Below are 22,538 nucleotides of genomic sequence, written 5' to 3' on the forward strand. Positions count from 1 at the left end.
GTCAACCCACGCCGGGCGTGCCACAGGATCCTTTCCGGATCCTGTGGCACGCCCGTCGTGGCGGGTCAGCGGGCGCATTCCACGTTCAAGAAGCGAGCGTGACCTCGACCAGCTGACTCCAGCTCGTCTCCGTGCCCTCCCGAGCCGCCTCGGCGAACTTCGCTTCGCCGAGGCGGCGCCGCACTGTCTGCTCGACCCGGGCCGCATCTGGGTGGGAACGATCCGGCAGTCCGCGCACGCCGGCGCTCGCCCCGAGCAGCCGTGCGGCCTGCTCGGGCTGGTCGCGGCGCAGTGCCAGGTCCGCCACCCCGACGAGCACCTGGGCGATCAGGGGTGCATGCCCCGTCTCAGTCGCCGTCTGGAAGGCCGCAATGCGGTGTTCGCGAGCCTCGTCGAGATCCTCGGCAACGTAGCCGAGCAGGTCATGTGCCACCGCGCGGACGTATGCCCGCTTGGCGTCATCGCCCAGCATCGCTGTCGCGACGTCGAGCTGCCGGTGTGCCTGCTCGGCGTCGCCGCTCCAGCGCGCGAGTTCCGCCTTCGCCAGGGCCAGCTCGGCCAGCGCATTCGGCCAGGAGACTCGTTCCGCGTACCGCTGCGCCTCCGCCATAGCAGCCGCGCTGGACTCCGCATCGCCCAACAGCCAGTACAACTGGGCCTGCCGCGACCGCATCGACACGACATCCTCGTCGGCACCGACCTCGGTGACGACCGCGATCGCCTGTTCGTAGTACTCGCAGGCACCGGCGAACTCGCCGCGCATCGCGATCCGATTCGCCAGCTCGGTCAAGGCGAACGAAATCCCCCACCGGTCGCCGAGCGCGCGAAGCTCGGTGAGCGCCGTCTCGAGATTTGTGTCCGCTTCCCGGCCGTCGTGGCCAAACATGATCCGCATCTTGCCGAGGCGCAGCCAGCCAAGGGCGCGTACCCAGGGGTCCTCGTCGGTGAATAGCGGTTCGAACGCGGGCAGGAACGCGTCCGGCGCTTGCGACAGGAGTTCCAGTTGGGCGACGAGCCTCACCGCCGGGTGACGGCACTGCACACGCTGGCTGATCTCGTACACCTTGTGGATCCATTCCTCCGCCTGGTACTGGTCACCCCGCCCGGAGACCAGGAACGTTACGACGAACGCGTACACCGTGGCCCGTATCTCGTCGGCCACCTCGCCGGGCGTGGTGGTGGCCGCCATGATCAGCTCGTTGCCCTCCGCCTTGTGCCCGCCGAGCCACCAGTACCAGCCGGCGGCAGCGGCGAGCCGCATCGCCCCGTCTGCCTCGCCGGCCGCGAGCGCACCGCGCATCGCAGCACCGATGTTGTCGTGCTCGACCTCGAGCGCGGCAAGCCATTCCAATTGCTCGGCGCGGCGAAGATGCGGGTCCGCGGTTTCGACGAGTTCGGTGAAATACGCGAGATGCGCGTGGCGGGCCAGATCCGATTCCCCCGCCTCCGCGAGACGCTGCTCGGCGTACTCCTTGATCGTGCCGAGCATCCGGTAGCGCGGCGCCCTCTCGCCCTCGGTAAGCACCAGCGATTTCTCGGTCAGCGCGGTCAGCAACTCGAGCACCTGACCCGTCTCGACCGTATCGCCCACGCAGACCCGCTCGGCTGCTTCCAGGCTCGCCCCACCGGAGAACACCGAGAGCCTGTGCAGGACCACCCGTTCGGCGTCGGTGAGCAGCTCCCAGCTCCAGTCGATCACCGCACGCAGCGTCCGGTGCCGCGGCAGCGCGGTACGGCTACCGCCGGTCAGCAGGCGGAACCGGTCGTCGAGGCGGTTGGCGAGCTGATCGATGGACATGGTGCGCAACCTGGCCGCGGCGAGTTCGATCGCCAATGGCATCCCGTCCAGCGCCCGGCAGACGCGCGCCATGATCGCCAACGTGTTGGCGTCGGTCGCGAGGTCCCTGCGCACCGCGCTGGCTCGGTCCCGCAGCAGCCGGACGGCCGGAGCGGACTCGATCTCGCCGGGGTCCGCGTCCTCCGCGGGCAGGACCAACGGCGCGACCGGCCATAGTGACTCACCAGTGATGCCGAGTGGTTCCCTGCTTGTCGCGAGGATCCGCAGCCGCCGGCACTCTCCGAGCACTCGATGGGCGAATGTCGCCGCCGACTCGATCACGTGCTCGCAGTTGTCCAGAATCAGCAGCATCTCCCGCTGGCGGACCGCGGCGATGACGCGATCCGTCGGCTCCGCGCCCGGTGCCTCGCTGAGCAGGGCATCCCGGAGGCCGAGCCCGGCGAGCGTCGCCTGCGCCACGTCACCGTCCGCGCCGACGGCTGCGAGCTCCACCAACCATGCCCCGTCCGGCAGGTCACCAAGCAGCGTGCGCGCGGTTTCCGTGGCCAGCCTCGTCTTCCCCGACCCGCCCGGCCCGATCAGGGTGGTGAGCCGATGGTCGGCGATGAGTTCGCGGACCGCGGCGACATCAGCGTCCCTGCCGACGAAGCTGGTCAACTCCGCCCGCAAATTCGTCTTCCGTTTTTCCTCCCGCCGTCCCAACTCCCCCCGCAGCAGCGCGACGTGCAGTGCGGACAGCTCCGGTGAGGGGTCGACGCCCAGCGCGTCGGCCAGGGCTTCCCTCGTGCGCTCGTATACGAGCAGCGCCTCGGTGTCGCGACCGGCCGCCACGAGGGCCCGTATCAGCGCGGCGACAAGCCGTTCTCGCAGCGGGTGCGCGGCCACCAGGTCGGTCAGTTCCGTGACCAGCTCCGGACCGTGGCCGAGACGGATCTCCGCGTCGAACCGATCCTCCAGGGCCGTCAGGCGCAGCCTCTCAAGACGGGTGACCGCCGCGTCGAACGACGCGCTGTGGGGCAGACCGACGTCCTGCATGGCGGCACCGCGCCACAATGCGACGGCCTCGCGCAGCAGTCGTACCCGCCGTGGATCGTCGTCATTGCCGAGCTGGCCCGCGGTGATGAGGCGTTCGAACCGCACGGCGTCGACGGCGTCGGGTTCCACCGTCAACCGGTAGCCGTCCGTCTGTCCCTCGACCGATCCCTCCGGCAGCGCCTTTCGCAGCCGGGAAACCAAGCGGTGCAGGGCATTCGTCGCGTCGGCGGGCGGATGTTCACCCCAGATCCAGTCGACGAGCGTTGCCTTGGGGATCACGCGACCAGGTTCGAGCGCGAGGGCGATCAACAGCCCGCGCAGCCGCGCGCCCGGCACGTCGGTGAAGGCGCCATCGTCCGTGCGAACCTCGAACGATCCGAGCATCCCGATCTTCACTCAGCTGATCTTGCCATGGGCGACGGGCAGGCATCCATTTGCCGGCGCCTACTCCGCAGCTAGTGCCGTGTCCACAAACGTTGGCCGGGTTGGTCGGGGTTGGGAAAATGTCGTAGGGCTGGTGTTTGCTTCGGTTCGTGCCTCGCCGTCGGGATCCCGCCGCCCCGCGGGTCGTGCACCGCACCGCCCGCGTCGCGCTGCGGGTCACGCCCGGGCAGCGGCGCCGGTGTTTCGGGCTGCTGCGCTCGGCCGGTGACGTGTGGGCGTGCGTGTTGGAGACGAACGCGTGGCGGCGCCGCCGCCGCGACGTACCGCTGTCCGGTTATCAGGAGTTGTGCCGGGAGTTGGCGGCGTCGGGGCCGGGCACGTTCGCCGAACTGGACTCCGTGGGTGCGCGGTCGGTGTTGCGCCGGTTCTCCGATGCGTGGTTCGCGGCGGCGAAACGCCGCAGCGCCGGTGACCTGTCGGCGCGGTTCCCGCGCCGGCGGCGGGGGTTGGTGCCGGTGCGCTGGTATCACGGCACGTTCACCCTCGACGGGCGCCGGGTCCGGATCCCGACCGCGAAAGGCACTGCCCCGTTGTGGGTGCGTCTGGCGCGCGACGTGCCGTATCCGGCCGAGCAGGTCCGGTCGGTCACCCTGCTGTGTGAAGGCGGCCGGCTGTTCCTCGACGTCACCGCCGAGGTGCCGGTGACGGTCTACCCTCCCGGCGAGGGACCGGACGCCGGCCGGGTGGCCGGGGTGGATCTGGGGATCATCCACCCCTACGCGGTGGCTGGCCCCGGCGGGGAGGGGCTGTTGGTGTCGGGGCGGGCGATCCGCGCCGAGCACCGGATGCACCTGGCCGACACCAAAGCCCGCCGCCGTGCCGTATCGCGTCGGGTGCCGAAGCCGGGCCAGAAGGGGTCGCTTCGGTGGCGGCAGTACCGTCGTCGGGCACGGCTGGTGGAGGGCCGGCACCGGCGCAGAATTCGTCAGGCCCAGCACGAGGCCGCCCGCACGGTCGTCTCCTGGGCGGTGGGACAGCGGGTAGGTGTGCTGCACGTCGGCGACCCCCGCGGGGTGCTGGACCTGCCTGCGGGGCGGCGGCACAACCTGCGGTTGCGGCAGTGGCAGATCGGGCGGCTCCTGCAGATCCTCACCGACAAGGCCGCCCTCGCCGGCATCACCGTCCGGCTGGTCAACGAACGCGGCACCTCGTCGACCTGCCCCACCTGCCGAAAGCGTGTGCCGAAACCTCGTGGCCGGACCCTGTCCTGCCCGCACTGCGCATTCTCCGGCCACCGCGACCTCGTCGCGGCCGCCAGCATCGCCACCCGTGTTCCGGGCGGCGGACCCACCACCCCGGCAGCCGTTGTGCTGCCGGGGGTGGTCGCGCACCGTCGAGCCGGCCGGCACCTGCCCGGTGCCGGACGGTCCCGACGTGACCCCCGTCGCCCGCGGAATCAGGGACGGCGCGAGGGTCAGTTGGCCCGCGGAGGCCCGCCCCACCACCCGGTGGGGAGTCGCTCGCCTGCTACGGCGAGGATCCACAACGCCCACCGCAAACCCGGTGAACGTTAGTGGACACCGCACTAGGCATCGCTGCAGCTGGCGAATAGCCCCGGGGTCGAACCGCGTCTCGCACGGATAACGGCCGCTCAGCTGACGTTTCGCGAAGGCCATCCAGGACCATCGGTTGACGAAGGCCAGGAGGACTCGTACGACTTCGCGGACGAAGGATCCGCCCGGTCGATGGTCGACCGGATGATGAAGACCTCGGCCGGCGCTTGGCGGGATCTCACGGCGGCGGTCCGGCAGGAGGCCAACCGCCGGCAGACTCATTGGCATTGCCGGCCGCTGGCCGTGTGTCGGGGATCTCCGGGCCGGCCGGTTGTCCGCCCGCCGTCCGGTGCGTCACTCTCAGCGGGTGGTCATCCTGCTCAGCGCGTTCGGCATCGTGCTGCTCGGCGCCTTCGCCCAAGCGGTCAGCGGCTTCGGGTACGCGCTGGTGACCGTGCCGTTGCTTGCCTCTGCCATCGACCCGCGCGCCGCCGTGGTGGTGTCGGCGCTGACCGGCATCGGGCTGACCGTCACCGCGGCCGTCCGGGAACGGGCCCACGCCCGGTGGCGGGTCGCGGCGGCACTCACCGCCACCGCCCTGCTCGGCCTGCCGGCCGGCCTGCTGATTCTCGCGCTCGCGCCGGAGCGGCTGCTGAGCGCGCTGATCGCGGTCGTGGTGCTCGGCTGCGCCGCGCTGGTCTGGTCCGGGGCACGGATCCGCACCGGACGGATCGGTCTCGGGGCCATCGGCGTCCTCGTCGGGGTGCTGACCGCCGCCACCGGGACGAACGGTCCGCCGCTGGTCGCCGCGTTCCAGTCGCTCGGCTACGACCCGCGCACCTTCCGGGCCACCCTGGCGGCGACCTTCTCCGGCACCAGTCTGATAGGGCTGACGGGGTTCCTGCTGGCCGGTCAGGTACACGCCGATGTGGTGCGGATCTCCCTCGTGGCGCTCCCCGCGGTGCCGCTCGGCTGGTGGCTGGGAAACCGACTGTTCCACCGCATCGACCCCGTGATGTTCCGACGGATCGTGCTGGTCGGGCTGCTCGGCAGCACCGGCGCCGCGCTCGCGAGCATGGCCAGCTGAGCCGGGCGTCCACGGACCCCTTCGACGGGTCAGCGCGATTCGCGTGACGCCGGGGCGACCGGCGGCTCGACTCCGTCGAGCCGGTCGAGGCTGGTTACCCCTCGTGCCGCTGCACTCCGCCGCACATCACCAAGGCGGTGCTGGTCTGGGCCACAGTTCCCCGACCATCACCAAGCTCAGCTACGTTGAGGTCACCCGGCAGTCCCAGCGGTCGTCCGTGGACAAGCTCGGCTTTCTCTTCGATGGCTGACGTTGGGGTCGAGAAAAGGGTCAGGCCCAATCCATGAGGACCGGGCCTGAGGTGTTACTGCTGGTGCGCCGCCAGGGACTCGAACCCCGAACCCGCGGATTAAGGGCACAGTCCGCACCGTCGTCAGCGGGCCGGCACCTCGGTCGACACGACAGCCACGATGGGGCCTGGCCAGGCATGATGCGCCTCTGTTGCTGTCACCCTGCCGGCAGGCAGCATGATCGATAAGCAAAGGCTCGCGCTACTGCAGCATCTTTATGCCGGATCACCGATCACCGATCACCGATCACCGATAGAACACCAACACCTGGTCCGCAATGCACGCAGGTGTGGTCTCGCCCTCGATCTCGACCTTCACCTGCACGACCACGCGGGCACCGTTGGACAGTTCCCGGGCCTGCACGAGCGTGGCCACACTGCGGATGCGCGAATCGACCGGCACCGGTGCGCGGAATCGAACCTTGTTCAGGCCACCGTTGATTACGAGTCGGACGCCTTCGACGTGGATCAGTTCGGACAGGAAGGTGGCGCAGAGTGAGAGCGTGAGCGCGCCGTGCGCGACGGTCTTTCCGAAGGGGCTCTCCGTACGGGCGCGCCGCTCGTCGACGTGAATCCACTGGTGGTCGCCCGTGACGTCCGCGAACGCGTTGATCCTGCTCTGGTCTATGACCTGCCACTCGGTCGTGCCGAGGACCTCGCCCTCATGCTTGAGGAAGGCACCGATGCTCTCGTACGTGCTCATGCGATCCCCGTTCCTATCGCACTCCGGTAATGATGCGCGCCAGTTGCCATCTGCCGGCTGAGTCTGGAGACCGGGATGGCGGTCGTGCGGGAGGCTAGCACGGCGTCGGAGCGATAGACATTGTCTACGTCGATCTGGTAGACAATGTCTATGTCGGAGCCGGACGGAAGCCTTCGCGCTCGCCTGGTCGAGGTTGGTGTCGACCTCGTGGCCCGAGAGGGCAGCTCAGCCCTCTCGTTGCGCGAGATCGCACGCCGAGCGGGGGTTTCACATGGCGCGCCCCGCCGTTACTTCCCCACCTACCAAGCGCTGCTGGCCGCCATCGCGCGGCAGGGCTACGTGCACCTCGGCCAGCAGGTCGCCGAACTAGTCGGCGATGAGGACGCGGACCCGTACGCGCAACTGCTCGCACTGGGCCGGCTGTACGTGCAGTTCGCGCAGGCCAACCGCGGCATGTTCGAACTCATGTTCCGCCACGACCTGTTGCGGGGCAACAACGTGGGCCTGCGGGAGGCCAGCGGCCCTCTGTTCCGGGTCCTGGTCGGCCTGGTCACCCGAGCACGGCCCACGCCGCCGGGTGGGCCGGCGTCCTCCGTCGTCGCCGGGGCACTGTGGGCCAACCTGCACGGCATCGCCCAACTGTGGCTGTGGGGCAGCTTGCAGGCGGTGGTGGAGATGGACGATGTCGAACCGTTGCTGCGCGCTGCGCTGGACGCACATCTTCGACCAACAACACATTTCTGATCATCTACCGCACAGGAGCAGCCCGAATGCAGATCGCCATCCTTCTCTACGAACGGTTCACCGCACTCGACGCCGTCGGGCCCTACGACGTTCTGGCCCACCTGCCCGGCGCCAAGACCCTGTTCGTTGCGGAGCGCCTGGGTCCGGTCGTCAACGAGGTGGGCAGCCTGCAACTCACCGCCACCGCCACCCTTGCCGACGTACCACGACCGGACGTCGTCGTGGTGCCCGGCGGGCCGGGCTGGCACGCGCAGATGAACGACGGTCCGGTACGGCAATGGCTACGTACCGCCAATGAACACAGCACCTGGACCGCGTCTGTGTGCAGCGGATCGCTCCTGCTCGCCGGGGCCGGCCTGCTTACCGGCCGTCGGGCCACCACTCATTGGCTGGCCGAGGACCTACTGGCACCGCTGGGCGCCATCCCGGTCGCGGACCGCGTCGTCATCGACGGCAAGTACATCACCGCCGCCGGCGTTTCCGCCGGCCTGGACATGGCATTCACCCTCGCCGGACGCATCGCCGGCGACACCGTCGCACAGACCATCCAGCTCGCCCACGAGTATGACCCCCGACCGCCCTACCAGGCCGGTTCACCCGACCAAGCCCCCCGCGAAGTCGTTGATGCGCTGCGCGCCCGCCGCACCGCCATCCTGTACTGACAACGAAGGGAACACATGCTGCTGCAGGCGACCGTACGGCTGGTGATCGCTCCGCTCCTCCGGCTGCTCTACCGGCCCGTCATCGAGGGACGTGAGAACGTTCCGCGGCGCGGCGCGGTGATCCTGGCCGCCAACCATCTGTCCTTCATCGACAGCGTGGTGATCCCGCTGGCGGCCCCCCGACCGGTCGCTTTCCTCGCCAAAGCGGAGTACTTCCAACAGCCCGGGCTCAAGGGCTGGCTGACCCGCATTTGCCTCACCGGCCTCAATGCCATTCCGGTGCAACGAGGCGACCACCCCGCGGCCCAGAACTCACTCCAGGTCGCCCTCGACGTGCTCGCCGACGGACGGGCCTTCGGCATCCACCCCGAGGGCAGCCGGTCCCGCGACGGGCGGATCTACCGCGGCCGAACCGGTGTTGCCTGGCTCGCCCTCGCCTCCGGCGCCCCGGTGGTCCCGGTTGCCGTCCTCGGCACCGACCGGATCCAACCCGTCGGTGCCCGGCTTCCCGGACTTGGACAGATAACCGTGCGTTTCGGCGCACCCATGGACTTCACGCAGCCCACGTCGGGCAGCAGCGGCCAGATCCGACGCGCCATCACCGACGAGATCATGGCCGCAATCCAGGAACTCTCCGGCCAAGAGCCGGCCGGCCGCTACAACGAACTGTCAGCCTCCGCCTAGCCAAAGCCGCGGCCTTCAGCCGTGACACGAACGGTCACCGAACGCTGGAAGGAGCCGGAAAGGTGGGACAGCCGGGTGGAAGCGTGAGCCAGGACCCGCCATTCCTGTAGCGAGTTTGACCGTGCCACGACGGTGACTCCACGACCAGATGATGGCCTGGTGTACGACGCCATCCTCGATGAGGGATGGCGGATCGGTGCCGCGATCAACGGCGGGCCGGTCTGCGCCGTCGTCGCCCGCGCTCTGTCTCGGGAGTCTCCCGGTACGGCTACACCGAACTCGCCGCTGACGTCGACGCGGTCCAAGCGGTGTAAAAGTCCGTGAAGGTAGCGGGGTGATGACGCTCACGACTGAGTCGGTTGCTGTCGCCGTTGTTGTCAGGACCCCCCAAAACGACATCTGGGCACCCACCCGGAAGGGTGGATGCCCAGATGATTGCTGGTGCGCCGCCAGGGACTCGAACCCCGAACCCGCGGATTAAGGGAAGATCGCAGATGCCTGGTCACAGGACCGGGTGCCTGGTCGCACCGTCGGGACATGTCGGCTGCTGTCGTTCTTGGGGGACCCGCTGGGCTGTACCGCTGGCTGTACAGCCATGCATCGTCGACCTTCTGATCCGTAGCCTCGGCGACGCCGTCCAGAACTGTCCGCATCCGGTGCTGACGCCTGGTTCTGCACCTGCTGCTGTCCTCGCCCGTCGCTGCGCGTCCAGCCCCGTTGCTGTCAGTCGTTGCTGTCAGCGGCGGCCACGGTCAGCTTGGGAATTGGACAAGATCGGATCGTCGTAGCCGCTGGTCGGTCCGGTCCTGGACGGCCTGGCTTGGCCCCTAGTGGCACCTGCTTGTGGCCCGTGGATGGCCCGGCAGCTTCGACTGCGGTTGGGACTCAGCGACGGTTACGGGATCGGCGGACCGCCCAGACCCCGCCGACGATCGCCGCAGCAGTCGGCAAGAGGCAGCAGAGCGCCAGGACGAACAGGTGCCACAGCTTGATTGCTCCCATGGCCGAGAGGATAGGCACCGCTTCCCGACACCGCTGTCCCTGCGAGCCTCAGTTTGGAAGGACGAAGATCACCGGCCCGGGATGGCCGAAACGCCTGCTCGCGGGAGGGAAGTGGGTCACAGCTCGTGCCCGCTCATGCCCGTTCGGGGCACCAGCTACTGGCACGTGGCTGGCACGCCGCCATCTGATCCGTAGCTTCACCCGGGAAAGGTCTCGACACGATGCTCGAACCCCCCGAATAGATCCTCGAACGGGTCCAACTCGATCTCTCCCACTAGCACCCTGTAGATGCACTCGGTCGCCGACAGGTCGAACTCATACCACTCCTCAAGGTCCGCATCGACGATGACGACGCCCCAATCCTCCGGCGAGACCCTAGGCCGAGCGTGCCAGAAGAAGTAGTTCGCCTCGACAGCTGCGAACGCGAGCAATCTGCCTCTTGCCGAGAAGTACTTGCCCGGCAACTCAATACCAGAATCGCGGAACTCCGCCCAGGCACGCTCCCGCTCCTGAACCAGAAGCGCGATATCAGAGTTTCTATTGTGGCTGTCAGGCCCGAAGAGGCAGAGCCATTCGTCAACGATGACGGGTCCGGTACGGCCGATCAACGACTTATAGTCGCCGGGCAACGCCATCCCGATAGCCGCTCAGCAGCAGCCCCGGAGGACGGGACCGGTCTCACCGAAACGCCGAGCAGTTCACGGACTTGATCAGCGAAACTTCGCACGTCATCACCTCCGGCGGCGGCCTGGGGATTAGAAGAAGATCGCGGATGACTGGTCAGGCCGTCGCACCACTGTTCAGCACGTCCGTGGTTGTCGGGCGTCGTCGGCCACTGCCGCTGTCCTTGGCTGTACGGATGGCTGTACGACCTGCCGGCGCAGACCATCTGATCCGTAGCTTGAGCCAGACTGTCCGATTCGGTGCAGGAGGCTCCACAACTACTGGTCGCAGCGCTTCAGTCGTCCGCTGCGGCGTCGGCCCATCCAGCGCCGCTGCTGTCATCTGTTGCTGTCACCGCCCTTGCGACAACAATCATCTCGCCCGGCGGCCCGCCTTCTCGGAACGTATTCGGAAAACAGACCAGCCCGCATACCCATAAATAGCTGTCACCGCCCTGCGGTGACAAGCGGTGACAGCGGTGACAGGGAAGATCAACGCAGGCAGGGCGAGGCTTCGCGCGGCAGGCCGTTGATCTGCTAGTCTTTCGTACATATGTTCGAACGGCTATTCCCCGCCGATCCACACGCAGGGAGTCCGTCATGCTGTGACTTTCCAACTTAGTTGGCCATTTTGCAAGTTAGTTGGCCAACGGGCTGGGCCTATTGTGGTGCGTGGATTTGTTCGGCCAGCGCCCTGCAAAGTCACAGCTCAACCCGTCACCTTGCGGGTGGTATGCCTAGCGGCTACCGACTGACTCCGGCGGCGACACGTCGGCCTGGCGGAGCGACGGTGTACCGGTCCCTTCTTCGGCATCGCTGCTGGAGGCGCGGGCGTCGGCCAGCACGTCTGCGGGGACGTGCCGCTCGAGGAATCGTCGAGCCAGCCGGGTCGACGGATGGATGCCGATGGTGGCCGCCAGGATGATGCCGGCGATCACTAGCCAGCCGGCAGCGCCCCAGTTCAACGCGAGGAAGGTGTACACCGCCGGTGCCCAAACCTTGCCGAGTGTGCCGCTCAGCTCGGCCGCGCCCTGGTAGGCGCCGCGCTGGCGCGGGTCCATCAGCTCGGCTTCGAAGGACCAGCTCGCCGCCGAGAGGTAGAGCTCAGCCCCCGTCACAGTGACATGGCCCAGCCAGACCAGAAAGATCGTCACCCAGCCGACGGTGTCGTGCGTCGCGAGCGTGATCAGGCAGGAGAGTACGAAGAAGGTTGAGGACAACCGAATCGCCTTGAGCGCGGTCGGCAAGTCCCTGACGCCGCGGGAGGTGACCATCGGCAGGAAAATGCACATCACCGTGTTGGTGGCGAACAGGAAGGCCAGCACGACGCGCGGGGCGTCGGTCTGCTCGACCAGCCAGAGCGGAATGACGACGTTCAGCAGCACCTGGTTGGTCCAGAACACCCCGCCGAAGAATGTGGTGAGCAGCCAACCGGGGTTACGCAGCGGACCCGGCCCGGGGATGCGCACCTTGCGGTCTTCTGGGCTGCGTTCGTCGTGCGAAGCCCGCGGCAGCCGCGTGACTGCGGCCGCGTTGACCAGGAAGACCGCAGCGGTGAACCAGGGCAGTGCGTGCAGCACGTCGTTGGAGTGGAATGCGAGCGCGATTCCACCCATCACGGAGCCAAGGGTGAAGCCGAGGTTGAGCGCGGAGTACATGTAAGCGCGTGACTTCACCCGCTCGTCTGGTGGCAGCACATCGATCGTGTATGCCCCGTACGCGGCGCCGCCGAGCGCACCGATCACCTCCATGCAGAGGGCCATGGCGACGTAGCCCTTGAAATCAGTGATGAACGGCCAGACGGCGAACATCGCCGCCTGCCCGGCGGCGCTGACCGCCCACATCTTCTTCGGCCCGTAGCGGTCGACCAGCTTGCCCATCGGTACGGCGGCAAGGAAGGCGGCGATGCCGGCGAACGTCAGGCCGAGACCGACCTGGGCAGCGGACAGCCCGACGATCTTGGTGAAGAACACCGCCGATCCGGTCATGAACGTGCCTTGGCCGAGCGCGAAGAGCAGCGACTGCACGGAGAGGCGGCCAGCTAGCGGCGACGGTGGGCGGGCACGGCTAAGGAGGGCTGAGAGCGTCACCTGGGGATTCTCTAGGGGCGGTACGACGGTTGTCGCGCCATTTACACGCCCCAACGAGCGGTCCGCTTCCGCAACGAAGCGATTCGAGAAACCGAAGGAGGCCATCTCCTTCCGGGCATCGAGTTTTGCGAAGCATCCGACCTGGCGGGGTGTGACGCCCCGCAGCCCGTCACCGCCGGAAAGGATCAGTGGCCGACCTCAGTACGGCAGGTCGATGCCCCGGCGGCGGGCGAACTCGCGGTGGGCGGTGATGATCGTGTCGAGCCAGCGGGCGAGCATCTCGTCGGCCCGGAGCACGCGGGCCATACGAACCTCGAAGTACTCGCGGTCGTAGTGGTAGGCGGAGTCGACGTCGGGCTGCGCGGCGAGCGCCTCCTCGAGCAGGTCGTCAGGGTCGGGCTCGTGGCTAGGGACGAAGCCGGGCTGGACGAGGTATCCCACTTCGTCGTCGAAGCTCAGCCCCCAGTTCAGGCCGTCGTCGGTGCCGACCGAGACTTGAGCGCAGAGGTCGGGGCGGGTGATGGTGAGGGTGTGACCCGGCCACACCTCCTCGATCGTCGTCAGGACCGCCGGGATACGGTCGAGGACGGCGGCGACGGGTGGGCAGGTGGCGAGCTGGTCGCCGCGGTAGCTAACGCGCCGCGCGTCATCGGTGCCGCGTAGGGGCTCGACGTCGGGCACCGCGTAGGCGGGCAGTGGAGAGGTCATGGGCTCAGTCCTTATCACAACCCGATCCGCCCAACGTGCGAACGCCGCATGGCACGCCAAATTGCACGCGGCATGATCGTTGATATTGGAACTTCGAAGGCCCTGGTGAAGACTTGCGTCCTCACCAGGGCCTTTTGCGTGGAGCGGGTGACGGGAATCGAACCGGCGCTGTCAGCTTGGGAATTGTCGATATAGGGCTGGCCAGCGGCCCGACACCCTGGTCAAGTCGGCCTCTGGCGGCCTGAAGTGTCCTCGGTTGACCCCGTCTATTGGCACGCTAATGGCACGGGTTGCTACCGCTCACTGGCTGGCTCATCACGCCACCGGAAGCGTGCCTCGTCCCCCTCGATGACCAGAATGAACCACGGCACTTCGCGCCCGTCCGGGTAGGTCATCGTCACGGCGGGATAGATCGCCTCGTGCGCTCGGCGCATAGCCTCACCATCCCCGGCGTTCAGGCCCTCGATCCATGCCGCGAAGACCGGTCGCAGCGGTTGGAAAGCCGGCTCGGGCCGAAAGCGACCTCGGATCCAAGGAAAGTCGAACTCTCGCTCATCGACCTCACCGACCAGCTCGCCGCGGTGGTACACCGCCAGACCCTGTCCGCGTTCATCCCGGCAGCGTAGGCGGCGCCGCGCCAGGTCGCTCTCCCCGTCTGCATCTGGCGCCTGCTGGCCCGGCGCCAAGCGGGCGTAGCCGGTGCGATAATGAGATGGTGATCTCAATGGAATCTGCCCGACAGATCGCCGAACAGTTCCTGGATGCCGAGGTCAGAGGACGTTTCAGTTTTCCGGTGGTCATCGTGGACTACGCCGTCGAGGACCTCAACGACTTGTATGTCTTTCCATACAACGGGAAGGCGTACGTCGAAGCTGATGACTGGCATCAGGCGATGGCCGGCAATACCCCCGTCGTGGTGGACAAGCGAACGGGCCAAGCGCGCTTCATGATCTCTGGCGACGGGGGACAGCGCTGATCGAGAGCGGATCTCCCCGTCCGGGGAGGCTGGTAGCCCTTGTGGTGCCCGGCGAGGTGATCCGCGGCGGGATCTCTGAGGAGGGCCGGGGTTCGGGGCGGAGCCCCGAGGTCTTCGTGCTCTTGGTCGCCCGTCAGTATGGCCGGCCGGCCCGGCCGATGCCGGCCGGAGGTCGCCAGCAGGCCGGGGCCCGGGCCGGCGCGGCCCGCTCTGCGGGCGGCCTTGATCTAGACGATCTATTCCAAGGGGTCAGTGGTCGTATGCGGTCAGGGACCGTAGGACTGGCTGGCCGGTGTGCCAGTTGTGCCAGATCACGGCGGTGAGTGCGAGGATGCGTTGCAAGACGCGTACGGCCACGCCGGCGGGGGTCCGTCCGCCGTGTCGTTCGAGGTCGAGTTGGCCTTTGAAGGTTTGGTTGACCGACTCGATGCTCTGGCGCAGGGCGCGTAGCAGTGCCCGTCCGGGGCGTGGCGGTTCGGTGCGGTAGGCGGGGCGGATCATGGTGACGCCGCGTTCGGTCAGCTGCTGTTCGATGGCGGCGTCGCGGTAGCCCTTGTCGACGATCAGGATCAGCCCGTCGGGGTGGGTCAACAGGCCGTTGTCCAGGTCGAACAGGTCGACCAGGACCTCGCGTTCGTCGGTCTTGGCGGTGGTCAGGGCGAACGCGACGGGCAGGCCGTGCACGGTGGTGACCAGGTGTAGGCGCAGTCCCCAGAAGCGGCGGGAGTGGGAGGCGCAGTAGCCGTAGCTGGCCCAGCCGGCCAGGTCAGAGCGTTTCACGGTCTCGCGGGAGCGTCCGCACTCCACCGGGGTGGAGTCGGCGATGCGCACCGGGTGCTGCCACAGGTCGGTGTCCAAGGTCAGCAGCCGGATGAAGTGGGTGATCTGCGAGGTCAGGGTACGTAGTCGCTTGTTGTATCCGGGCTGTTTGGGCAGGTCGGGAAACAGGTGGAGCAGGTTGTTGCGGGCGTAGCGGATCCACCGGGCTTCCTTGTGGTACCCCAGCACGGACTGCAACACCGCAAGGGTGATCAACTCCGCGTCGGTGATCTTCGGACCGATACCGACCGCTGGCCGCCACCGGTTGAGCTGAGGTGACGCCTTCAACTCATCGTCGATCTTCACGTAGAGTGCGGTGGCGAGGGTGTCCCGATCGACGTGCACGTGGCCTCCATGGTCATCGTTGCTCAGCAACGTCGATCATGGACACCCTCGCTCTTGTTCGCTGCCCCGCACCCCTTGGAATAGATCGTCTAGTACAGGCCAATTCGGCAACAGATCACGGGTAGCGCTCCGAGTCGACCAAGCCGGGCACGAACACCACACCACCCCATCCGACGAAGGAGGATGCGCCGGTCCCTGTCCCGAGCACGGCGGGCCAACCTGCGCGGACTGATCGGGCTACCTACCCCGCTGTCACCTGACGAAGGAGGCCGGGCTCGGGCGCCCGGACGGGTCGGCATGCCGCGGCGACAACCCTGCCTGGCCGTGGAGGGTGCTAGCACATTCGGTCATGATCAGGGCGTTCTCCACAGCAGCCGCTACCTGGTCACGGAGGTCCGGGAGTCCCGGCGGGACGGCTTCTACCGGGCGTACGGCGACATCCGCCGGCTGCGCTGATTGGCTCCGGTCCGGGGGCGGTGCGGGACCGCCCCCGGACCGGTCAATGGCAGGTCCAGCGCACCGGCCGGACCTCCTGGTCGTCGCGCTCGAGCTTCCCGCCGAGCACCCGGCCGTCGTCGCTGAAACTGTTCACCCCGCCCCGCCGCCCGCCGCGCCAGCCTCCGGCACGGGCAGCTTCACCGACTTCCTGTCGGTGATCACGCCGGGGACGTCACCGGAGACCGAACCGGCCATCCAGCCCCGAGCGTTGCCGGTCCCTGAGTAGAGGACGCCCTTCGGTACGTCCGCCTGCCCGGTCCGCAGGTCGATCCGCACCGGGTACCTGGTTATGCCGTTCCGGGGAACCACCTTGGTGTCGCGTTCGGCGGTGCCGGTTACCCAGCCACCGGCCAACGACAGGGGCAGGAACCGGTCGGCCTTCCCGCCGGGCACCCGCGGCAGCGGCAGCACCTCCGGCCGGGCGGCACCCGGACGCCACACCACCGCGCGGGTGGGCTTGTCCGGGTGCCCGTCGGACATCGCGGCCAGGATGGTGCCGTCCTCGTCGATGTCGATGGCCGTGCCCTCCCATTGCGGGCCGGGCAGTGGCAGGTCGACCGGCTGGCTCCGGTATGAGTCCCAGACCACCGGCCGTTGGATCCAGGGTTTCCCGGGAACCAGATTGCGGTAGCCGACGATCCGGCCGGCGTCGTTGACGGCCGTCGCGCCCTCGGACGTTCCCCCGGGCAGGCCGATGACCTCGCCGTCGCGCACCGCCCACGCCAGCCACTCGTTGCCGGCGCTCAACGACGAACCCACCGCCAGGCCGGCCCGGTTCACATCCGTCAGCTCCTGTCCCGAGCCCGGCAGCTCGACCTCCCGGACCCGGTCGCCCTCCCAGATCAGCAGGCCGAAATCCAGGCGACCCTGCCCCTGCGGGGCCCGACGGCCGACCAGCCACCGGCCGTCCGGGTCACCGCCGGTGACCGCGCCCCGTGGATCGCCCGGCACGGGCAGCAGGGCGGCCGTGCAGATCCCCTGCCACGGGCCGGTCGGCCGCGGTGTCGGCGACGGCATCGACGGGCTGGGGCTCGCGGCCGGCGCAGGCGCCGCCCGCCCGACCCCGCCCAGCGCCGCCGGCAGCGCGGCCATCGCCAGCACACCCAGCGCGGCCACCCCGGCCGCCGCCACCCGGCGGTTGCGCCGCCGCCGGCGGGCCTCCCGCATCGCCCCCGGCAGGTCGATCCGGGGCGGGCCGGCCGGCTCGTCGTCCAGCCACCGCAGCCGGTCGGCGACGTGTTCGTCATCGGTCCTCATCCTCACCGCTCCTTTCCGGTCCGGCCGGCCATCTCGCGGTCCCCGAGCAGCCGTCGCATCGCCGCCAGGCCGTGCGAGGTCTGGCTCTTCACCGTGCCGGGCGAGCAGCCCAGCGTCCGGGCCACCTCCTCCACCGGCAGGTCGTGCAGGAAACGCAGCACCAGCACCGCTCGCTGGCGGGGCGGCACCTTGGCCAGGGCGTCGCGCAGCACGGTCTGTTCCTCGACCGCTCCGGTCCTCGGTGGACCGCACGTCGGGTGGCCCGCCGAACAGGTGCACCCGCCACCAGCCGCGCCGCCGGGTGTCCAGGAAGTGCCGGACCAGCACCGTACGGACGTACGCGTCGAGCTGCTCGACCTCAGCGATCCGCGCCCAGCGCAGGTAGAGCCGCGTGGCGGTCTCCTGCACCAGGTCGTCGGCCAGGTCGCGGTCGCGGCAGAGTCCGTACGCGAGCCGCCGCAGCGCCGGCAGGCGCGCCGTGACGTACTCGACGTATTCCTGGTCCGATGCGTCCGGCATCCGGCCACCTCCCTGGGGTTCGCTGTTCCAGACGGCACCGCGCCGGAAACGGTTGTACGCGATCATGGAACAGGGCCCGAGGATGGCTGGATGCTCATGCCCCGCTCCGTCGACGTCGTCAAGGACCTGGCCGCTGACTACGGCGTCTGCACCCGCCCCGTCAGCCTGCGCCGCACCGACCTCGACTCGGGGCGGACCGAGGTCATCGACATGCCCTGCGGCGCCACCCAGGAAGCCAAGTGCCCCGCCTGCGCCACCCGCGCCCGCCGGCTGCGGCAGCAGCAGATCCGCGAGGGCTGGCACCGCGACGACGAACCCGACCCCGGCCCCGAACGGGCCCCCGATGCGCAACGCGGCCTGATCGTCGCCCGCGCCCACCTCGAGTTCGCCCGCGACGAAGCCGCCCGCGCGTCGCAGTGGGATCAGGTCGCCGACCTGGACGACGCCATCGGAGAGCTAGAGGAGCAGATCACCACGGGACTCCGCGGCCGACCCGCACCCCCGCACGGTACCGACGACCAGGACGACGGCGACGGCAAGCGGCGGGTGCGATCGACCAAACGCCGCCAGGACGCCCCCGACCTGCCCCGGATGCCGGTGGAGAGCCGGACGGTGGGCCGGACGTATGAGGGGCACGGTGGGCAGGTGTTCCGGCCGTCGATGTTCCTCACCCTCACGCTCGGCTCCTACGGCCGCGTCCACTCGGACGGCACGCCGATCGACCCGGACGCCTACGACTACCGACGGGCCGCGTGGGACGCGGTGCACTTCCCCCGCCTGCTGGACCGGTTCTGGCAGAACCTGCGCCGCGCGGTCGGCTGGAACGTCCAATACGCGGGCGCAGTCGAGCCGCAACGCCGCCTTGCACCGCACGCGCACTTCGCCATCCGGGGCACCATCCCCCGCGCGCTGGTACGGCAGGTCGCCGCCGCGACCTACCACCAGGTGTGGTGGCCGCCGGTCGACGGGCGGGTCTACGAACCGGGGCAGGCGCCGCAGTGGGACGCCGACGCGGCGGCTACACCGACCCGGGCAGCGGGCGGCTGCTGATGTCCTGGGATGACGCCCTGGACCTGGTCGACGCCGACCCCAACGCCAAACCCGTGCACGTCGTCCGGTTCGGTAGCCAGGTCGACGCCAAGGGCGTGCTCGCCGGCAGCAAGGACGCCGACCGGTGCGTCGGCTACATCACCAAGTACCTCACCAAGCAAGCCGCCGACTGCCACGACGTGACCACTGGCCGGCAGCGCGCTCACGTGGAACGGCTCTGGTTGGAGCTGCGGCACACGCCGTGCTCGGAGCGGTGCGCCAACTGGCTGCTCTACGGCGTCCAACCCAAGAAGGCCCGACCCGGGCTCAAGCCGGGCAACTGCAAGAACAAGGTCCACAAGCGGGAAACCCTCGGCATGGGCGGCCGACGCGTCCTCATCTCCCGGCAGTGGTCCGGCAAGACCCTCGCCGACCACCGAGCGGACCGCCGCGACTGGGTCAAGGCCCTGCTCGGCGTCACCACCGACGCCGCCACCGTCCCCGCCAGCGGCGAGCAACGCCACGCCTGGGAATTGGCCAAGCCCGCCGACCCGGACGTGCCGCCGCTGGGCCACCGGGTCCTGCGCGCGATATCCGAACGCATCCAATGGCGCGCGCGGCTCGACGCCGCAAGACGCACCGCCGACCCGCCCGACGTTTCGGCAGTCGGCTCAGCTCGGTCGGAGGAGCAGGAAGGGAAGCAAGCACGGAGAAGAAGAGTGTTCGTCCGGCTGAGGCTGCCGCCCTGCTGGGCGTCTGCCGCGACACCGTCTACGTCCTGATGCGGTCCGGGCGTTTGCGGTCGGTGAAGCTCGGTCGGGCTCGCCTCATCCCGATCGCCGCGATTGATGACTTCCTGTCGGCAACCGAGGAGGCCGCGGCATGACCGGCCGGCGTCGCCGCTCTCATGGTGAGGGTTCTGTGTATGAGCAGCGGCCCGGTATGTGGGCGGCCGTGGTCGACCTCGGTTGGATCGACGGCAAACGCAGGCGCAAGTACGTCTACGCGAAATCCGAGGCAGAGGCGATCCGCAAGCGTGATGACCTGCGGCGCCGGCATGATCTGGGCGAAAACCTCGCCGCGCAGCCGCGCACTCTGTCGGACTGGTTGGACGAGTGGATCGCTATGAAGGCCCAGGAGGGCACTCGGCCGTCCACGCTTCGCGGCTACCGCTGGTTGATCGAGAGCCACATTCGGCCGGCGCTCGGCAACGTGGCGTTGAGCAAGCTCACACCGACGATGATCCGTCGCGTCCTCGCCGCGAAGGCGAGCGCAGATCTTTCGGCAACCACCGTACGTCACATTCACGGCATGATCCGCAATGTCCTGGGCGACGCGGTACGCGAGGAGCTGTTGCACCGTAACCCCGCGCTTGCCGTCCGGGCCCCGTCGATCCGCCAGCAGGAGCGGCGGGCATTGAGGGTCGAGGAAGACCGGCGCCTGATCGAAACAATCCGGGGTGATCGGCTCGAAGCGCTGTGGGTCTGTGCCCTGACCGTCGGTCTGCGCCGCGGCGAGCTGCTCGGGCTGCGCTGGAGTGATGTGGATCTCCCGGCTGGCACTCTCACCGTTCGGCAAACCGTGCTCCGCGCTGGCGGACAGCTCCACTTCGCGGAACCGAAGACGGATCGGTCGCGGCGTACCGTGCCGGTTCCCGAACAGACCATGGCGCTCATCCGCGCCCATCGGCGCCGGCAGGCTGCCGAACGGCTTCAGGCGGGCGAGCGCTGGCAGGACTTCGGCCTGATCTTCGCCTCCACGATCGGTACGCCCATGGAGCCGCGCAACGTCGACCGCGCCTGGCATGCGACACGAGCGCGCGCAGGCCTGCCCTGGCTGCGGCTGCACGATCTCCGACACGCTTGCGCCACGTTCCTTCTCGCGTCGGGCGCATCCCCCCGCACGGTGATGAAGACCCTCGGCCACAGCCAGATCACATTGACGATGAACACGTACGCACACGTCTTGGCCGAGGTCGAGCGGGCGGCCATGGACGCGGCCGCCGACCGGCTGTTCGGTTGAGCTTGGCTGTACCGATGGCTGTACCGCTGAAAACCGCGAAGGCCCAGGCACAGCCGAGATGGGCTGTGGCCTGGGCCTTCAGTGGTGCGCCGCCAGGGACTCGAACCCCGAACCCGCGGATTAAGAGTCCGCTGCTCTGCCAGTTGAGCTAGCGGCGCTCGCTGGCAACGGAGAAGACATTAGCACGGCCCTCGACCCGGGTTCCAATCCGATCCCCGGCTCCCCCCTTCGGCCGAGCTTAAGGTATGAAGCGTGACAAAATGCCCATCACACCGGGCGACGGGACCGAGGTGACGGTGTTCATGGGGCACGATGTCCGCCAGGCACGCGAGAACAGAGGTGGGGATGGGCAGGTTCGCGCGGAGCGGGGCGATGGTGGGCGTCCTGATCCTGACGGCGTCGCTGGCACTGACCGGGTGCGGTGACGACCAGAAGAAGCCGGCGTTCGTCAGCGGCGGCCAGCCGGCCAGCGTCTCGGCGGCCGAGGGGACGGCAAGCGCCGAGCCCTCGGGCCAGCCGGCCGCGGCGGCGGCGCTCGAGGTGAGTCCGGCGGACGGGGCGGACCACCGGCCGGTCAGCACCGAGATCGGTGCCAAGATCCCGGGCGGCGGGAAGGTGTCGAAGGTCGTGCTCACCGCCGCCAACGGCGCGACGGTCGAGGGTCGGCTGCGCCGCGACGGCTCGTCGTGGGTGCCGTCCAGCGCGCTGAAGTACAACACCCGGTACACCGCGACCGTCTCCGGCACGGGTGAGGACGGCCAGACCCACCAGGGCACCAGCACCTTCACCACGATGCCCAAGCCGAAGTCGATGATCGGCTCCGGGCTGTACATGTTCGACGGCAAGACCTACGGCGTCGGCATGCCGGTGGTGGCCGAATTCTCGCCGGGCATCCCGAAGAAGGACCGCGCGGCCGTACAGAAGCGGATGTTCGTCCGCACCGACCCGCCGCAGCCGGGTGCGTGGCACTGGCTCTACAACGGCACCCAGGCCTACTACCGGGCACCGGAGTACTGGAAACCGGGCACCACGATCTCCGTCCGGCTGGCCCTGGCCGGCATCCCGCTGAGCAACGGCCGGTACGGCAACGTCGACCGGACGGCGACGGCCAAGATCGGTCGCGCCTTCGAGATGAAGGTCGACAACGCCAGCAAGAAGATGACGGTGTACGAGAACGGCGCGGTGATCCGGACCGTGCCGGTGAGCCTCGGCAAGAAGAGCACCCCATCCTCCAGCGGCACCATGGTGGTGATGGAGAAGAAGGAGTCGACGGTCTTCGACACCCGGGACGACCCGGACCCGAACAACCAGTACGTCACGAAGATCGACTTCGCCCAGCGGATCACCTGGGGTGGCGAGTACATCCACGCCGCGCCCTGGTCCGAGGGGGTGCAGGGCCGGGTGAACGTCTCGCACGGCTGCGTGAACGTCTCCATGGCGAACGGCAAGTGGCTCTTCGACCGGACGCTGGTCGGAGACCCGATCACGGTCACCGGCACCCCGCGGAAGCTGGTGCCGGGCAACGGCTGGACGGCGTGGAGCATGAGCTGGTCGGAGTTCATCGCGGGCAGCGCGCTGCCGGTGCCGAATGGCGGTGCGGGCCCGGCCTTCTGAGCGGGGGTACCGTTGCCCGGCGGGCCCGTCGGGCAACGGTCCGTGACGATGGAGGCGC

Annotated in this window: 19 protein-coding genes, 1 tRNA gene and 2 pseudogenes; 11 read left to right on the top strand and 11 right to left on the bottom strand. The window is 68.8% G+C overall.

Annotation, left to right across the window (positions count from 1 at the left end):
• Positions 1-85: 85 nt before the first annotated feature.
• Complete coding sequence (locus OG799_RS22005; RefSeq protein ID WP_406037042.1) at positions 86-3,229, bottom strand: BTAD domain-containing putative transcriptional regulator; 3,144 nt, start codon at positions 3,227-3,229, stop codon at positions 86-88.
• 137 nt (positions 3,230-3,366) lie between these two features.
• Here OG799_RS22005 and OG799_RS22010 point away from each other — a divergent pair, with 137 nt between their 5' ends.
• Entirely contained in the window at positions 3,367-4,791 is a 1,425-nt protein-coding gene (locus OG799_RS22010) for an RNA-guided endonuclease InsQ/TnpB family protein (protein WP_406037044.1), read from the top strand.
• A gap of 346 nt (positions 4,792-5,137) precedes the next feature.
• On the top strand, positions 5,138-5,857 hold the full coding sequence (locus tag OG799_RS22015; protein WP_406037046.1) for a sulfite exporter TauE/SafE family protein: 720 nt from the start codon (positions 5,138-5,140) through the stop codon (positions 5,855-5,857).
• 536 nt (positions 5,858-6,393) lie between these two features.
• On the opposite strand, the gene OG799_RS22020 is transcribed toward OG799_RS22015, so the two are convergent.
• Positions 6,394-6,849 carry a MaoC family dehydratase gene (locus OG799_RS22020; protein WP_406037048.1) on the bottom strand — a complete coding sequence of 152 codons (456 nt, stop codon included), beginning with the start codon at positions 6,847-6,849 and terminating at the stop codon, positions 6,394-6,396.
• Between the two features lie 150 nt (positions 6,850-6,999).
• On the opposite strand from OG799_RS22020, the gene OG799_RS22025 reads away from it, so the two are divergent.
• From OG799_RS22025 to OG799_RS22035, 3 genes are read left to right on the top strand one after another with little or no spacing between them, the layout of a single operon-like run.
• On the top strand, positions 7,000-7,593 hold the full coding sequence (locus OG799_RS22025) for a TetR/AcrR family transcriptional regulator (RefSeq protein ID WP_406037051.1): 594 nt from the start codon (positions 7,000-7,002) through the stop codon (positions 7,591-7,593).
• Between the two features lie 26 nt (positions 7,594-7,619).
• A complete protein-coding gene (locus OG799_RS22030; RefSeq protein WP_406037053.1) occupies positions 7,620-8,255 on the top strand; it encodes a DJ-1/PfpI family protein in 636 nt (211 codons plus the stop codon).
• A 15-nt stretch (positions 8,256-8,270) separates the two neighbouring features.
• Positions 8,271-8,939, top strand: coding sequence for a lysophospholipid acyltransferase family protein (locus OG799_RS22035; protein WP_406037055.1), 669 nt, complete (start codon positions 8,271-8,273; stop codon positions 8,937-8,939).
• A 1,199-nt stretch (positions 8,940-10,138) separates the two neighbouring features.
• Here the strand turns inward: OG799_RS22035 and OG799_RS22040 are convergent.
• The 4 genes from OG799_RS22040 to OG799_RS22055 all read right to left on the bottom strand — a co-directional run bounded on the left by OG799_RS22040 (position 10,139) and on the right by OG799_RS22055 (position 13,991).
• The gene (locus OG799_RS22040) at positions 10,139-10,549 is read right to left on the bottom strand and encodes a hypothetical protein (protein WP_406037057.1); all 411 of its coding nucleotides are present in this window, start codon (positions 10,547-10,549) and stop codon (positions 10,139-10,141) included.
• A gap of 791 nt (positions 10,550-11,340) precedes the next feature.
• A complete protein-coding gene (locus OG799_RS22045) occupies positions 11,341-12,630 on the bottom strand; it encodes an MFS transporter (RefSeq protein ID WP_406037059.1) in 1,290 nt (429 codons plus the stop codon).
• A 261-nt stretch (positions 12,631-12,891) separates the two neighbouring features.
• Positions 12,892-13,401: a hypothetical protein gene (locus tag OG799_RS22050; RefSeq protein ID WP_406037061.1), complete on the bottom strand. Its 510-nt coding sequence runs from the start codon at positions 13,399-13,401 to the stop codon at positions 12,892-12,894.
• Positions 13,402-13,694: 293 nt separating this feature from the next.
• Positions 13,695-13,991 (bottom strand): hypothetical protein, encoded by a 297-nt coding sequence (locus OG799_RS22055; protein WP_406037063.1) that lies wholly within the window; start codon positions 13,989-13,991, stop codon positions 13,695-13,697.
• Positions 13,992-14,113: 122 nt separating this feature from the next.
• On the opposite strand from OG799_RS22055, the gene OG799_RS22060 reads away from it, so the two are divergent.
• The gene (locus OG799_RS22060) at positions 14,114-14,377 is read left to right on the top strand and encodes a YrhB domain-containing protein (protein ID WP_406037065.1); all 264 of its coding nucleotides are present in this window, start codon (positions 14,114-14,116) and stop codon (positions 14,375-14,377) included.
• Positions 14,378-14,626: 249 nt separating this feature from the next.
• Here OG799_RS22060 and OG799_RS22065 read toward each other — a convergent pair whose 3' ends face one another.
• Complete coding sequence (locus OG799_RS22065; RefSeq protein WP_406037067.1) at positions 14,627-15,541, bottom strand: IS982 family transposase; 915 nt, start codon at positions 15,539-15,541, stop codon at positions 14,627-14,629.
• Between the two features lie 324 nt (positions 15,542-15,865).
• Between OG799_RS22065 and OG799_RS22070 the strand changes: the two genes are divergently transcribed.
• A complete protein-coding gene (locus OG799_RS22070) occupies positions 15,866-15,997 on the top strand; it encodes a hypothetical protein (RefSeq protein WP_406037069.1) in 132 nt (43 codons plus the stop codon).
• Positions 15,998-16,129: 132 nt separating this feature from the next.
• Here OG799_RS22070 and OG799_RS22075 read toward each other — a convergent pair whose 3' ends face one another.
• The 3 genes and pseudogenes from OG799_RS22075 to OG799_RS22085 form a co-directional block, all read right to left on the bottom strand.
• Entirely contained in the window at positions 16,130-17,296 is a 1,167-nt protein-coding gene (locus tag OG799_RS22075) for a hypothetical protein (protein ID WP_406046517.1), read from the bottom strand.
• 2 nt (positions 17,297-17,298) lie between these two features.
• A complete protein-coding gene (locus OG799_RS22080) occupies positions 17,299-17,508 on the bottom strand; it encodes a sigma-70 family RNA polymerase sigma factor (RefSeq protein WP_406046369.1) in 210 nt (69 codons plus the stop codon).
• 127 nt (positions 17,509-17,635) lie between these two features.
• Positions 17,636-17,881: pseudogene (locus tag OG799_RS22085) on the bottom strand (sigma factor); the annotation flags it as partial.
• Positions 17,882-17,905: 24 nt separating this feature from the next.
• On the opposite strand from OG799_RS22085, the pseudogene OG799_RS22090 reads away from it, so the two are divergent.
• The 3 genes and pseudogenes from OG799_RS22090 to xerC all read left to right on the top strand — a co-directional run bounded on the left by OG799_RS22090 (position 17,906) and on the right by xerC (position 20,866).
• A pseudogene (locus OG799_RS22090) lies at positions 17,906-19,626 on the top strand (replication initiator).
• Entirely contained in the window at positions 19,626-19,730 is a 105-nt protein-coding gene (locus OG799_RS22095; protein WP_231929916.1) for a hypothetical protein, read from the top strand. Before OG799_RS22090 ends, OG799_RS22095 begins: the two are co-directional and overlap by 1 nt.
• Positions 19,727-20,866 carry a tyrosine recombinase XerC gene (gene xerC / locus OG799_RS22100; protein ID WP_406037072.1) on the top strand — a complete coding sequence of 380 codons (1,140 nt, stop codon included), beginning with the start codon at positions 19,727-19,729 and terminating at the stop codon, positions 20,864-20,866. Before OG799_RS22095 ends, xerC begins: the two co-directional genes overlap by 4 nt.
• Before the next feature lie 82 nt (positions 20,867-20,948).
• On the opposite strand, the gene OG799_RS22105 is transcribed toward xerC, so the two are convergent.
• A tRNA-Lys gene (locus OG799_RS22105) sits at positions 20,949-21,024 on the bottom strand.
• A gap of 187 nt (positions 21,025-21,211) precedes the next feature.
• Here OG799_RS22105 and OG799_RS22110 point away from each other — a divergent pair.
• Positions 21,212-22,480: an Ig-like domain-containing protein gene (locus OG799_RS22110; RefSeq protein ID WP_406037074.1), complete on the top strand. Its 1,269-nt coding sequence runs from the start codon at positions 21,212-21,214 to the stop codon at positions 22,478-22,480.
• The last annotated feature ends 58 nt before the right edge of the window (positions 22,481-22,538 follow it).

The sequence above is a fragment of the Micromonospora sp. NBC_00898 genome, assembly GCF_045207895.1.
In the GTDB taxonomy this organism is placed as follows: Bacteria; Actinomycetota; Actinomycetes; order Mycobacteriales; family Micromonosporaceae; genus Micromonospora.